This window comes from Halomonas sp. C10-5, assembly GCF_057169305.1.
The window spans coordinates 2055268-2068917 of the sequence record NZ_CP175665.1; the positions used below are offsets into that span (position 1 = coordinate 2055268).

Annotated in this window: 14 protein-coding genes; 2 read left to right on the plus strand and 12 right to left on the minus strand. The window is 67.0% G+C overall.

Translation table 11 applies throughout. The features are described from left to right. Positions 1-20: 20 nt before the first annotated feature. Together xthA and ACJ7IV_RS09550 are read right to left on the minus strand one after the other, a co-directional pair. Positions 21-848, minus strand: a complete 828-nt coding sequence (xthA, locus tag ACJ7IV_RS09545) for an exodeoxyribonuclease III (protein ID WP_483864193.1) — start codon at positions 846-848, stop codon at positions 21-23. Then, positions 848-1105, minus strand: a complete 258-nt coding sequence (locus ACJ7IV_RS09550; protein WP_213313118.1) for a hypothetical protein — start codon at positions 1103-1105, stop codon at positions 848-850. The genes xthA and ACJ7IV_RS09550 overlap by 1 nt, the downstream gene beginning before the upstream one ends. Before the next feature lie 132 nt (positions 1106-1237). On the opposite strand from ACJ7IV_RS09550, the gene rhlB reads away from it, so the two are divergent. Both rhlB and dinG read left to right on the plus strand, forming a co-directional pair. Then, complete coding sequence (gene rhlB, locus ACJ7IV_RS09555) at positions 1238-2512, plus strand: ATP-dependent RNA helicase RhlB (RefSeq protein ID WP_161430387.1); 1275 nt, start codon at positions 1238-1240, stop codon at positions 2510-2512. Between the two features lie 5 nt (positions 2513-2517). Beyond that, the gene (gene dinG / locus ACJ7IV_RS09560; protein WP_483864194.1) at positions 2518-4662 is read left to right on the plus strand and encodes an ATP-dependent DNA helicase DinG; all 2145 of its coding nucleotides are present in this window, start codon (positions 2518-2520) and stop codon (positions 4660-4662) included. Between the two features lie 99 nt (positions 4663-4761). Here the strand turns inward: dinG and ACJ7IV_RS09565 are convergent, their stop codons facing one another. The 10 genes from ACJ7IV_RS09565 to nrdH all read right to left on the minus strand — a co-directional run bounded on the left by ACJ7IV_RS09565 (position 4762) and on the right by nrdH (position 13534). Continuing rightward, on the minus strand, positions 4762-5814 hold the full coding sequence (locus ACJ7IV_RS09565) for a hypothetical protein (RefSeq protein WP_483864195.1): 1053 nt from the start codon (positions 5812-5814) through the stop codon (positions 4762-4764). Positions 5815-5818: 4 nt separating this feature from the next. Continuing rightward, positions 5819-6592, minus strand: a complete 774-nt coding sequence (locus tag ACJ7IV_RS09570) for a TonB family protein (RefSeq protein ID WP_483864196.1) — start codon at positions 6590-6592, stop codon at positions 5819-5821. Beyond that, complete coding sequence (locus ACJ7IV_RS09575; RefSeq protein ID WP_213313115.1) at positions 6589-6999, minus strand: ExbD/TolR family protein; 411 nt, start codon at positions 6997-6999, stop codon at positions 6589-6591. Before ACJ7IV_RS09575 ends, ACJ7IV_RS09570 begins: the two co-directional genes overlap by 4 nt. Continuing rightward, positions 6992-7522, minus strand: a complete 531-nt coding sequence (locus ACJ7IV_RS09580; protein ID WP_161432977.1) for a MotA/TolQ/ExbB proton channel family protein — start codon at positions 7520-7522, stop codon at positions 6992-6994. The genes ACJ7IV_RS09575 and ACJ7IV_RS09580 overlap by 8 nt, the downstream gene beginning before the upstream one ends. Beyond that, positions 7509-8894, minus strand: a complete 1386-nt coding sequence (locus ACJ7IV_RS09585; RefSeq protein ID WP_483866571.1) for a MotA/TolQ/ExbB proton channel family protein — start codon at positions 8892-8894, stop codon at positions 7509-7511. The genes ACJ7IV_RS09580 and ACJ7IV_RS09585 overlap by 14 nt, the downstream gene beginning before the upstream one ends. Next, a complete protein-coding gene (locus ACJ7IV_RS09590; protein ID WP_483864197.1) occupies positions 8894-9673 on the minus strand; it encodes a DUF3450 domain-containing protein in 780 nt (259 codons plus the stop codon). The genes ACJ7IV_RS09585 and ACJ7IV_RS09590 overlap by 1 nt, the downstream gene beginning before the upstream one ends. Before the next feature lie 72 nt (positions 9674-9745). After that, entirely contained in the window at positions 9746-10720 is a 975-nt protein-coding gene (nrdF, locus tag ACJ7IV_RS09595; RefSeq protein WP_483864198.1) for a class 1b ribonucleoside-diphosphate reductase subunit beta, read from the minus strand. A 14-nt stretch (positions 10721-10734) separates the two neighbouring features. After that, the gene (gene nrdE / locus ACJ7IV_RS09600; RefSeq protein ID WP_483864199.1) at positions 10735-12897 is read right to left on the minus strand and encodes a class 1b ribonucleoside-diphosphate reductase subunit alpha; all 2163 of its coding nucleotides are present in this window, start codon (positions 12895-12897) and stop codon (positions 10735-10737) included. Further along, the gene (nrdI, locus tag ACJ7IV_RS09605) at positions 12879-13310 is read right to left on the minus strand and encodes a class Ib ribonucleoside-diphosphate reductase assembly flavoprotein NrdI (RefSeq protein WP_483864200.1); all 432 of its coding nucleotides are present in this window, start codon (positions 13308-13310) and stop codon (positions 12879-12881) included. The genes nrdE and nrdI overlap by 19 nt, the downstream gene beginning before the upstream one ends. Beyond that, positions 13307-13534, minus strand: coding sequence for a glutaredoxin-like protein NrdH (gene nrdH, locus ACJ7IV_RS09610; protein WP_483864201.1), 228 nt, complete (start codon positions 13532-13534; stop codon positions 13307-13309). The genes nrdI and nrdH overlap by 4 nt, the downstream gene beginning before the upstream one ends. Positions 13535-13650: the final 116 nt, after the last annotated feature.

Here is a 13650-nt window from a genome sequence, read left to right on the forward strand (position 1 = left end):
CAGGTAAGAACTCACACTCCCTAGAGCACCAGCTCAGTCCATACCGGGGCGTGGTCGGAGGGCTTCTGCATGCCACGCAGGTCGTAGTCGATACCCGCGTCGGTCACCCTCTCGGCCAACGGGGCGGTCACCAGGATATGGTCGATGCGCAGGCCACGCTTCGGCTCCCGGTCGAAGCCCTTCGAGCGATAGTCGAACCAGCTGAAGCGGTCGTCCACCGTCGGATAGCGCAGGCGGTAACTGTCAGTGAGCCCCCAGGCCTTGATCCCGGCGAGCCACTCGCGCTCCACCGGCTGGAAGCTGGTCTTGCCCTCGCGAAGCCAGCGCTTGCGGTTGGCCTCGCCGATGCCGATATCGATATCTTCGGGCGAGATGTTGAAGTCGCCCATCACCGCCAGGCGCTCGTCGGGGCGGTGGGCGCCCTCCAGCAGGCGCCGGAGCTGGGCATAGAACTCACGCTTGTGGGGAAACTTCAGCGGGTGCTCGACGTTCTCGCCCTGGGGGAAGTAGCCGTTCCACACCGTCAGCGGCTCACCGTCGGCCAGGCGCAGCACCACGCCGATCATGCGCCGCTGGGACTCCTCGCCGTCATCCGGGAAGCCGTAGTGCACCGCCTCGGGCTCACCGCACTGGGCGACATCAATCATCAGGGCCACTCCGTAGTGGCCCTTCTGGCCGTGGTAGACGACCCGGTAGCCCAGCGCTTCCACCGCTTCGCGGGGAAACTCGGCGTCCTGCACCTTGGTCTCCTGCAGGCCGATCACGGCCGGCCGCTGGGTAGCCACCAGCGCCTCCAGCTGATGGAGACGCGCGCGAATGCCGTTGATATTGAACGAGACCAGGCGCATCAGTTCGACGGGCCTCCCTGCTCCGATCCCTGGCCGCCTTCGTGCTCAGGGTGAATGGCGATCTCCTGGCCAGCCTCCTGGCGGGCCTGCTTGCGGGCAGCCTGCAGTTTGCGCTGCTGACGCTTCTTCTGAGTATAGCGGGTCGACGAGGTCACCTGATCGGGATTCTCGTGGCGCCACTTCTTGTAATCCTTGCGTCGACCGGTGCGAATCTGCACCTTGTCGGCCAGCGAACGGGTCTTTTTGCGACGTGTCATGGGGAAACTCCTCTGCTTTGGCGCGCATTCTACCAGCCCTTCGCGGTGAGACGCGCCCTTCGTCGCATAGACTGGTACAATGCCCGTTTGCATCACACGACTACCCTATCGATACGGAAAGACAGCAAGCCTATGAGCGAGTCGGAACAGACCACGGCCCCGGCCGAGAACCGCAAGCCCAAGCGTCGTCGTCGCAAGCCGCGCCGTCGCCAGTCGAACTGGGACCTGCGCCAGTTCCAGGTACCCCCGGTGGCCGGCAAGTGGCGCTTTCACGACTTCGACCTGCCCCTGCCGCTGATGCGCGCCATCCATGCGCTAGGCTTCGAGTACTGCACGCCGATCCAGGCCGAGGCCCTCGGCCACACCCTGCTCGGCGGCGATATCGTCGGCAAGGCCCAGACCGGCACCGGCAAGACCGCCGCCTTCCTGATCTCGATCATCGCCTACTTCCTCGAGGAAGAGCGTCCCAACGGCCAGAAGAACGGTGCGCCGCGCTCGCTGATCGTGGCGCCGACCCGGGAGCTCGCCCTGCAGATCGAGAAGGATGCCAAGGCACTGGCCCGCTTCACCGATCTCAAGGTGGCCAGTGTCGTCGGCGGCATGGACTACCAGAAGCAGCGTGACGCCCTGGGCGGCAAGCTCGACATCCTGGTGGCCACGCCGGGGCGCCTGCTCGACTTCCATCAGAAGCGCGACGTCGACCTGACCCAGGTCGAGGTGCTGGTGCTCGATGAGGCCGACCGCATGCTCTCCATGGGCTTCATTCCCGACGTCAAGCGCATCATCCGCCATACGCCGAAGAAGGAGGAGCGTCAGACCTTCCTGTTCTCGGCCACCTTCACCGAGGACATCCTCGAGCTGGCCAGCCAGTGGACCCATGAGCCGGCCCACGTCGAGATCGCGGTGACAGTCGACAACGCCGCCGATATCGACCAGCGCGTCTACATGGTCGGCGATGCCGACAAGCAGCGCCTGCTGGTCAAGCTGCTGCAGCAGGAAAGCTTCGATCGGGTGATGGTGTTCGGCAACCGGCGTGACCTGGTGCGCAAGCTCGACGACCTGCTCCGCAAGGCGGGGATCGACGTGGCCATGCTCTCCGGCGACGTGCCTCAGAACCAGCGCATCGAAACCCTAGAGAAGTTCCGCGCAGGTGAGATCCAGGTGCTGGTGGCCACCGATGTGGCCGGTCGCGGCATCCATATCGAGGACGTCAGCCACGTGATCAACTACACCCTGCCGGAAGACCCGGAGGACTATGTCCACCGTATTGGCCGCACCGGCCGGGCCGGCGCCAAGGGCGTATCGATCAGCTTCGTGGGCGAAGAAGATGCCTTCTCGCTGCCCGAGATCGAGCGTTTCATCGGCGACAAGCTGCCCTGCGAGCATCCCCCCGAAGGACTGCTGTAGCCGCGATGCTCGACGAGGCCCTCAAGCGCGAGATCCAGACAGCCTACCGCCATGCGCTGGAGGGCCTCGGGCTCACGCCTCGCTATGGCCAGCGCCTGATGATCGCCGAGATCGCCCGCACCCTGGCAGGCATCGAGGCCGACGACTCCGGCAAGCGCACAAGCGACGAGCATGTCTGCGTGCTCGAGGCGGGCACCGGCACCGGCAAGACCCTGGCCTATCTGCTGGCCGCCCTGCCGGTGGCCAAGGCCCGCGGCAAGCGGCTGGTGATCTCCACCGCCACGGTGGCGCTGCAGGAGCAGGTGCTTCACCAGGACCTGCCGGCGCTCAAGGCCCACAGCGGGATCGACTTCAGCTACGCCCTGGCCAAGGGGCGTGGCCGCTATGTGTGCGTGGCACGCCTCGACCAGGCCCTCGATGGCGGCGAGGAGAATCCCACCCTGTCGATGTTCGAGCAGGCCCTGGACAGTGGCGGCGATGACTTCCAGGCCCTAGTCAAGACCCTGGGCGACGCCTACGGAAGTGGCCGCTGGGAGGGGGATCGCGACAGTTGGCCCGAGGCGATCAAGGATGAGCACTGGCGTCGCCTGACCGTGGACCACCGGCAGTGCACCAACCGGCGCTGTGGCCACTTCGGTGCCTGCGCTTTCTTCCGTGCCCGCCGCGACATGGAACAGGCCGATATCATCGTCGCCAACCACGACCTGGTGCTAGCCGATCTCTCCCTGGGCGGCGGCGTGGTACTGCCCGACCCGGGTGACTGCATCCACGTCTTCGACGAGGGGCATCACCTGCCCGACAAGGCCCTCAACCACTTCACCTATCGCTTCGGCGTGAATTCCGGCCTGCGCTGGCTGCGCAATCTCAGGAAGTCGCTCAGCGAACTCAACGCCGCCCTGGGCGTACAGCCCACCCTGGCGCGGCTGCTGGCCAGCCTGCCCCAGGCGATGGATGCCGCCGAGCCACGACTCGGCGAGGCCTTCGCCCTGGGCCATCAGCTGGCCGGGCGTCCCCAGGGGCTCGGCGACGCCGAGGAGTTCCACCAGCACCGCTTCGAGATGGGACGCGCCCCGGAGGCACTGCGCGAGCACGCCGCGGCGCTGGTCACGCTGTTTGCCGAGCTCTCCCGCACCCTCGAGAGCATGGCGGATATCCTGCGCGAGAGCCTCGACCCCGAGAAGCACACTGGCCTGCCTCGGGACGCCGCTGAGGCGTGGCTGCCGCTGGTGGCGCTGCTCCATGGCCGCGCCCTGGAAGCCCACGCCCTGTGGCAGGCCTTCAGCGAGGTCGATCCCGAGGGAGAGCCACCGCGGGCGCGCTGGCTGACACTAGAACGTTTCGGCGGTGAGCCGGAGCTGACCTTCGCGGCGAGCCCCGTGTCGGCCGCCCACACCCTGGCCAAGAGCCTGTGGGGTACCACCTTCGGCGCCGTGGTCACCTCGGCGACGCTCACCGCACTGGGTCGTTTCGAACGGCTGCAGGAGCGCGCCGGACTGGCCAACCGCTATCGCTACCAGCGCCTACCCAGTCCCTTCGACTATTCGCGGGCGGTGCTCAGCGTTCCCCGGGAGGCCGTCGACCCCGCCGATCGCGAAGGCCATGAGCGTGCCATCGTCGACTTCGTACAGGGTCTCGACACCCGGGAAGCAGTGCTGATGCTGTTCTCGTCCCGGGCCCAGCTGCGCGCCGTGGAGAAGGCGTTGCCCAGGTCCCTGGCCGAACGGGTACTGGCCCAGGACCGGCTGCCCAAGCGCGAGCTGATCAACCGCCACCGCGAGCGGGTAGATGCTGGGGAAGGCAGCATCATCTTCGGGCTGGCGAGCTTCGCCGAGGGCATCGACCTGCCCGGCGACTACCTGACCCATGTGGTCATCACCCGACTGCCCTTCGCGGTGCCCGACGATCCGGTGGGCGCGACGCTCGCCGAATGGATCGAGAGCCGCGGTGGCAATCCCTTCATGCGCATCAGCGTGCCGGACGCCTCCATCAAGCTGGTCCAGGCCTGTGGCCGTCTGATCCGCAAGGAAGCCGACCACGGCCGCATCACCCTCCTCGACCGGCGCGTGCTCACCCGGCGCTACGGGCGGGCACTGCTCGACTCGCTACCGCCCTTCGTCCGCGAGATCGACGGGGTACAGCAGGCGCCGTAAGCCGTAAGCCGTAAGCCGTAAGCCGGGATCTTGCCACCGAGATAAGCGGTGGCAGCGGTTGATATGCCCCCGTTTTTCTTAAAGCTTAAAGCTCACAGCTTATAACTCCGGGCGCAGCCCGGCGCGGTCCAGTGCCTGCTCGGCCAGCCGATCACGTCCCCAGGCATGGGCGAGCTGACCAAGCCTCGCCCAATCGTCGCCGGCCCCACTCTGCTTGGCCACCCGCTGCCAGGCGGCCAGGGCGCGCTCACGGTCCCGGGCCCGCTCCCAGGCCTGGGCCAGCAGCCGCCGGTTCGCCTCGCTGTCCTCCAGGGTCCCCTCTGCCAGGGCGGCCTCGAGATGCTCGGCGGCCCGGGCCGGAGTACCTCCGGCCAGATGCAACTCGACCAACCGGCGAAGGTCATCGGCCCCGGTGAATACGCCAGCCCGCCAGCCCGCCTCCCAGATCGATGCCGCCTGACCGGTATTGCCGGCACGCTGTGCCAGGGCTGCAGCAACTCGCCAGCGTTCAGGGTCGCGGCTCGTGGCGAGCCCGCTACCCAGGAGCGCCAGAGCCTCTGCCTCGTCCCCGGCGCGGCGCAGCACCGTGACGGCCAGTTCCCGCTGCCCCTCATCCAGTTGCTCAGTCATGCCACGCGCATGCCGCACATGCTCGGCGGCCAGCTCCCACTGCTCGAGTTCGGCCCTGGCGCGAGCCAAACGCCAGTGATCCCGGGCTTCGCCCGAGTGGCCCTCGAGCCACTCGGCCAGCAGGTTGGCGCCATCCCGGGTCTCGCCCGCGGCCAGGCGCAACCCGGCCTCGTCGTGCTGCCAGCGATCGCGATGATCCGGCTCGATGCCGGATACGCGACGCGCCTGGCCGAGGTAGTCGGCGGCCAAGGAGAGATCCCCGTCACGTGCCGCCGCCCCCGCCGCCAGTTGCAGATAGAGAGCGCGAGCCCAGCGATCGGCGGCATTGCCCCCGGCCAGACGCTCGGCCTGGGCCACGGATCGCTCCCTCACTGCCGCCAGGTCACCGGCCTCCAGGCGCGCCTGGAGTCCTTCGAGATCGGCGATGAACGAGGCCGGTAGCGGTGGCGCCGACCAGGCCGCGGTGGCGACCCCAAACCAGCTAGTGACCAGCAGCGCAACAGGCAGGAGAACTCTCGACATGGCATTACCTCAGCTCGAATTCCAGGCGCTGGCGAGCGCGACGCAGCCCCTCAGCGGATTCGAAGCGCCAGCGTGATACGGCTCGCTTCGCTGCCTGGTCGAAGACATTGGATGGCCGGGCGGAGAGCACGCGGATGCTCGAGGGGTCGACGCTACCGTCGGCTCGAATCACGAACTCCACCTCGACATGCCCCTCGAGGCCGCGGCGCTGGGCCCGCGCGGGATACTCGGGCGGCACCCGACTGGTGGGCGCAACCTGCCCCACATCCACCGGCGCATTGCTGGCCGCTTCGGCCTGTGCAGGTTCAGAGGGCGCGGACGATGGCGCCGAGGATTCCTGGCTCGGCTGTGGTGCCGGGCTCGCCTGGGGTTCGGGCTCTGCCTGGGGGCGGGGTTCCGGCGGAGAGGCAGGCTGCGACGCCGGCTCCGGGCGAGGCTCGGGCTGAACCTCGCTCAATTCCGGCAGACGCGTATCCAGTTCCGGCGGCTCGGCGTTCTCCGGCGGCAGCTCGGGTTCTGGCAGCATCACCTCGCTGCGGGGCAGCGGGGCCGGCTCCGGCAAGGGAGGCGGCGGCGCCGGCTCCACGGGCGCCGGGGGCTCGGCATCGGCGGGCGGCTGAGTCGCCTCGGGCTCGGCTGCCTCGACACTGGTCAGCGCCATGCTCATTTCCATGACCTCGACCTCAGCCTCGGGAGGCGTAACCAGCAGCGCCAGCAGCCAGAACAGCAGCAGCGCCAGTCCCAGGCCGGAGAGCACCGAGACAACAACCCGTGTCATGAGGCGCCTCGCGTGGCGGCCACCGCCACGTTCTCCACTCCCGCCTGGCGCAAGCGGTCCATCACCTCAATCAGAAGGCCCGTGGTGGCCTCTCGATCGGCCTGGATCACCACACCGCCATCGTCGCTGACCAGGGCGGCCACCTCGTCACCCACCCGGTGCACGTCCACCGGTTCGCCATCCACCCAGACGGCTCCCTCCGGCGTGATCGCCACCATCAGCTGGGCATCCGGGCGCGGTGTGGCAGCACTCGACTCGGGACGTTCTATCTCCACCCCGCTCTCCTTGATGAAGCTGGTGGTGACAATGAAGAAGATCAACATGATGAAGACCACATCGAGCATCGGGGTCAGGTTGATCTCTCCGGCATCCCCCGGCTCGCCGGCAACGCTGCGACGTCTACGCATCACTCTCCTCCACGGCACGGGCCAGGCGGTCATGCAGCCGTTGGTCCTCGCGCCGGATGATCTGTTCCAGTCGACTGGTGAACAGCAGTCCCACCACGGCCACGGCCATTCCGGCCAGGGTCGGCAGAGTCGCCCGGGCGACCCCATCGGCCATGGCGCGGGCTTGGTGAGTATCGCTCAATGCCAAGCTGTCGAAGACGCTGATCATGCCGGTGACGGTACCCAGCAGGCCGAGCAGTGGACAGAGCGCCACCAGCAGCTTGAGCCAGGGTAACGGCCGGCGCAGTCGCGCGATCAGCTGGCGGGTCCACACCTCACGCAGGGTCAGGGCGCTCCAGCTGTGGTGGTCAGCGCGCGCCGTCCAGCGCCGGATCAGGCGCTGGCGGGCTCCCCGGTAGGCGAGGCGGAAGAACAGCACCCGCTCGAGTGCCAGGCTGAAAAGCAGGGCCGCTACCGCGGCGATGCCGACCAGCACCACGCCACCGGCATCGATCAGCCGTGCGATCGGCTCAAGCCAGGGCATCAGCACGGCGCTTGTTCCTGGACGCGACGGATGAGGGTTGGCGGTGCTCGAGGGTTTCGGCCAGGGCGGCACTAGCCTGGCCCTCGACAATGCCGGCCAGCTGGCGGCTGCGCCCGGTCAGGGCGGTATGTGCAAACAGCAGCGGCACGGCGGTAACCAGTCCCAGCACGGTGGTCACCAGGGCCTGGCTGATACCACCGGCCATCAGCTGCGGATCGCCGGTGCCGAACACGGTGATCGCCTGGAAGGTAACGATCATGCCGGTCACCGTGCCCAGCAGGCCGAGCAGCGGAGAGACCGCGGCAAGCAGCTTGACCAGCGGCTGACCGCGCTCCAGGCGTGGCATCTCGGCCAGCACCGCCTCGTCGAGCCGCGCCTCCAGCGCCTCGGGCACCGGCTCGTCGCTGAGTGCCCGGAAACGCAGCAGCACACGGCCCAGCGGGTTGTCCTGACGCAGGTCGGCCAGGTCACGACGCTGACGCCTTACCACCAGGCTGACACGGAGCAGATAGGCATACTGGGCCAGTGCCACCAGCAGGCCGAATGCGCCGAGCCCCACCACGACATAGCCCACAGCACCCCCCTGATGGAAACGCTCCACCAGGCTGGGGCGTTGGCCCAAGGCCGCCAGAACATCGCCACCGGTGGGGTCCAGCACGACGGTCTCGGCGTTGCCGGCCTGAAAGGCGCTCAAGTGCTCGCTGACCTCAACCGGCGTCCGCGCCAGCGTGGAGAGTACGCCCTCCTCGGCCCCACGCTCGAGCAGCTCGCCGCCACTGAATGCCGCCAGGTCACCCAGGCGCACCACCTCGCGGGGGCGGATCTCGCCGTTGCTGCCGGCAACAGGAGCCTCTAAGGCCCGAATGCGGCCAGTCTCGGCGGTCAGCGCCATCAGCGCATCGCCCAGGGTCTCGAGGTGTTCCGGACGCAGCACCTCGGCATCATCCAGGCGTGGCGGTAGATCAGGGCCTCCCAACGTGATCCAGCTCTGTCCCAGGGAGTCACGCAGCTCGCCGCTGTGCCGGGCCAGCACGTCCAGTACCGCCGCCAGGTCACCCCCCTGCTCGGCCTGGCGTTCATCCAGGGCCGAATCCCGTGCCTGCAACTCGGCCTGACGTGACTCGAGCTCGGCACCTCGTGCTTCGGCCGCGGCGTGCACCTGGCGGGCCTCGTTCAAGGCAGACTCCAGCGCCTCACGATCCTCGACCAGCGCGGCAAGTCGGGCGGCGTCCCGGGCCTCTGCGGCCTCGCGCTCGGCGCGCAGCGTGGTCAAGGGATCCTCCTGAGCGGCTGCGGGCAGTGCCGTGACCAGCAACAATGCGGTCAGGGCTATCGCTACCATGCGCCCGGCAGCAGATGTGACGGTCGTCATCATGAGGCATCCCCCTCGTTGGCCGGCATGATGGGGCGGGAAACCGGCAGGGTCAGCAGTTCCGGTGCTCGCTGGTCGCGGGCGATGCGCAGGCCATGGCGCAGCTCGACGCGGGCCGCCTCATCCAGCGCTTGCCAGCGCTTGGCATCGCTGCGCCAGACCGCACCCTCTCGTCCGTCGGCGGTCAGGTAGTAGAGCCCCACCCGCCCCAGGCGCAGGAAGTCCACCTCGCGGCGCTGCTCGCCCTGCCCGAGAGTACCGCGCCAGGCGTCGAGCTCGCGGCCGTAGTCCAGCTCACTGCGCCAGGCGGCAAGCAGATGATCCAGGCGCTCCGCGGTGGTAGTGTCGGGGTCCGTCATGCCTTTCTCGAGGCCCTCGGCCCGGGCCAGGCGCTCTTCTCTCAGGAACGGCAGATCGCCTTCGACCCATGTGGCCAGGCGCCTGGTCAGCGCCTGTTCGACCTCGGGCAACGTCTCACGCGTCTCGGCCAGGGTATCTAGTGCCGCTTCCCGAGCATCCAGCTGTTGCGCCTGGCGTTCGAGCCGTGGCGCCAGGGTGTCGCTGCGCGCCTCGAGCCGGCGGGTAGCGGCTTCCAGGCGACGTAGCTCGGCCAACATCTCGCGACTGGCGTCGTCGGCGGCATCGATCCTTTGCTGCAGCTCGGCCTGGGCGCGCTGGGCCTCACCGGTGGCTTCCAGCAGCTCCTGGGCCATCAGCGGGGTGGCCGCCAGCATCAAGCCGGCGGCCACCCCGATCAGCAGATGTCCGGTCCTCTTCACGTCAGGCTCCCTGAGCGATCTCGAATGACGCCGGATCATCGCAAAAATGATAACAATTATCAATGACGAAGATCAGAAGGCCCAGTCCTCATCCTCGGTGGCGACCGTCCGCCCGATGACATAAGCCGAACCGGAACCGGAGAAGAAGTCGTGGTTCTCGTCAGCCCCCGGCGAGAGTGCGGCGAGGATGGTGGGATCCACGTCGCACAGCTCCTGGGGAAAGAGACCCTCGAAGCCCAGGTTCATCAGTGCCTTGTTGGCGTTGTAGTGGAGGAACGCCTTGACGTCCTCGGTCAACCCCACCTCGTCGTAGAGCGACTCGGTGTAGGCCACCTCGTTGTCGTAGAGCGCCAGCAACAGGTCATAGGCGTATGCCTTGACCTCATCCTGGCGCTCTGGGCTCGCCTCGGCCAGGGCCTGCTGGAATTTGTAGCCGATGTAGTAGCCGTGCACCGCCTCGTCGCGGATGATCAGGCGGATCAGGTCGGCGGTGTTGGTCAGCTTGGCGTGGCTCGACCAGTACATCGGCAGGTAGAAGCCCGAGTAGAACAGGAACGACTCCAGGAAGACGCTGGCCACCTTGCGCATCAGCGGGTCCTCGGCGCGGTAGCGCTCGAGTACCAGCTCGGCCTTGGTCTGCAGCGCGGGGTTCTCCTCGCTCCAGCGGAAGGCGTCATCCACCTCGCGAGTGGTGCATAGCGTCGAGAAGATCGAACTGTAGGAGCGTGCATGTACCGCCTCCATGAAAGCGATATTGGCATAGACCGCCTCCTCATGGGGGGTGCGCGCATCGGGCATCAGCGTCGGCGCCCCGACGCTGCTCTGGATGGTGTCGAGCAGCGTCAGTCCGGTGAACACCCGGATAGTGAGCCGCCGCTCCGGCTCGCTCAGGGTGTTCCACGACGGGATGTCGTTGGAGAGCGGCACCTTCTCGGGTAGCCAGAAGTTGCTGGTCAGGCGGTTCCACACCTCCAGATCCTTGTCGTCCTCGAGCCGGTTCCAGTTGATGGCCTGGACACGGGTCAATCGCGATGTTGCCGTCGTCATGTCGGATCCCTCCGTCAGAGTGTGCACGAAACGCAGCCTTCTACCTCGGTGCCCTGCAGGGCACTCTGGCGCAGGCGCACGTAGTAGAGCGTCTTGATCCCCTTTCGCCAGGCATAGATCTGGGCACGGTTGATGTCCCGGGTGGTGGCGGTATCGGGAAAGAAGAGCGTCAGCGACAACCCCTGGTCGACGTGCTCCGAGGCCGCGGCGTAGGTGTCGATGATCGCCTCGGGTCCGATCTCGTAGGCGTCGCGGTAGAACGCCAGGTTGTCGTCGTCCAGGTAGGGTGCCGGGTAGTAGACCCGCCCCAGCTTGCCCTCCTTGCGGATCTCGATGGGCGAGGCCACTGGATGAATGCTGGAGGTGGCGTGGTTGATGTAGGAGATCGATCCGGTGGGAGGCACCGCCTGCAGGTAGCGGTTGTAAAGCCCGTGCGCCATCACCGACTCCTTGAGGGCCGCCCAGTCATCGCGAGTCGGCAGCACGATGCCGAGACGCTCGAACAACGCCCGGGCGCGTTCGGTGCTCGGTCGCCAGTCACGCTCGGTGTACTTGTCGAAGAAGGCACCGCTGGCGTAGGCGGAGGCCGCGAAGCCGGCGAAGCTCTCGCCGCGCTCCATGGCCAGCCGGTTGGAGGCGCGCAGTGCATGGTAGGCCACGCAGGCAAAGTAGACGCTGGTGAAGTCGAGCGCTTCCGGTGAGCCGTAGTGGATATGCTCCCGGGCCAGGAAGCCATGCAGGTTCATCTGACCCAGGCCGATGGCCCGGGAGCGGGCATTGCCGTTAGCCACCGAAGGCACCGAGGCGATGTCGGTCATCTCGGCCACCGCGGTCAGGCCGCGTACGGCGACTTCGACGCTGGCTCCGATATCCCCGCCATCCATCACCCGGGCGATATTCAATGAGCCAAGGTTACAGGAGATGTCCTCTCCCACGCGGCGGTAGCCGAGATCCTCGTCGAACTCGCTGGGCGTGTTGACCTGCAGGATCTCCGAGCAGAGGTTGCTCATGTTGACCCGGCCGGCGATGGGATTGTCGCGATTGACGTTGTCCTCGAACATCACATAGGGATATCCCGACTCGAACTGCACCTCGGCCAGGGTCTGGAAGAAAGCCCGGGCGTCGATCTTGGTCTTGCGGATGCGCCGGTCGTCAACCATCTCGTGGTACTTCTCGGTGACGCTGATGTCGCCGAAGGGCACGCCGTAGACACGCTCCACGTCATAGGGCGAGAAAAGGTACATGGGCGCGTTGCGCCGGGCGAGATCGAAGGTGATGTCGGGGATGGTGACCCCCAGCGAGAGGGTCTTGATGCGTACCTTCTCGTCGGCGTTCTCGCGCTTGGTGTCGAGGAAACGCAGGATGTCGGGATGGTGGGCGTTGAGGTAGACCGCGCCCGCCCCCTGGCGGGCGCCCAGCTGGTTGGCGTAGGAGAAGGCGTCCTCGAGCAGCTTCATGATCGGGATGATGCCCGACGACTGGTTCTCGATCTGCTTGATGGGGGCCCCCGCCTCGCGGATGTTGCTGAGCAGCAATGCCACTCCGCCACCGCGCTTGGAGAGCTGCAGCGCCGAGTTGATGCCCCGACCGATGGACTCCATGTTGTCTTCGAGGCGCAGCAGGAAGCAGGAGACCAGTTCGCCGCGCTGGCGCTTGCCGGCATTGAGGAAGGTGGGCGTGGCCGGCTGGAAGCGCCCGCCGATGATCTCGTCCACCAGCGCCCGCGCCAGGGCCTCGTCACCGCGGGCCAGGGTCAGCGCCACCATGCACACCCGGCCCTCGAAGCGCTCCAGGTAGCGACGCCCGTCGAAGGTCTTCAGCGTATAGCTGGTGTAGTACTTGAAGGCGCCGAGGAAGCTCGGGAAGCGGAACTTCCAGGCGTAGGCCTGCTCGAACAGCGCCTTGACGAAGCCGGGAGCATAGGCCGCAAGCACCTCCGGTTCGTAATACTCCTGCTCCACCAGGTAGTCGAGCTTCTCCTCCAGCGAATGGAAGAACACGGTGTTCTGGTTGACGTGCTGCAGGAAGTACTGGCGCACCGCTTCGCGGTCGCGCTCCAGTTGCAGGCGTCCGTCGGTACCATACAGGTTGAGCATGGCGTTGAGCGCGTGGTAATCCAGCTCACGCGCGGCGGCCTCCCCCTGGCGGGGCGGCGGGGTCAGGATAGTCGTGTCCAAAACTCTCTCACTCCCTTGCGAACCCGGGTCACGTCCTCGTCCGTGCCCAGCAATTCGAATCGATACAGCAGCGGTACGCCGCACTTCTCGGCGATGATGCGCCCGGCCAGCCCGTAGGCGGCGCCGAAGTTGGTATTGCCAGCGGCGATCACCCCCACCAGCAGCGCACGGTTATCGGCCTCGTTGAGGAAGCGGATCACCGGCGCGGGCACAGCACCCTTCGCCTCGCCCCCGCCGTAGGTGGGCGTCACCAGGATAAAGGGGCGTGTCACCGCCAGACTCGGTGCCTCCCGCTCGATCGGGATGCGCCGAGCGGGCAGGTCCAGTTTCCGGATAAAGCGATGGGTATTGCCGGAGCGGGTCGAGAAGTAGATCAGCTCCGGTGGCAACGCCGAGACGGCCGCCACACTCACGCCTGGGCCAGGTGGCCGAGGCGATCCGGACGGAAGCCGGACCAGTGCTCGGAGCCGGCAATCACCACCGGCAACTGGCGGTGGCCCAGGGACATCACGCGCTCGCGGGCCTTCGGGTCACGCTCCAGGTCGATCAGGCGGTAGGCGATGCCCTGACGCTCCAGGGTGCGGCAGGTGGCGGTGCACTGGGGGCAGGCGGGACGGGTATAGACCTCGATCTCCATGGTGACACTCCCTGTTGGCAGGAAAACTATATATGGCGTCTACAGAGGCAAGGATACACCATATATAGAATTCGTCACCCTTTAATTACCATATGTTGTGGTATAGATAGGGACGA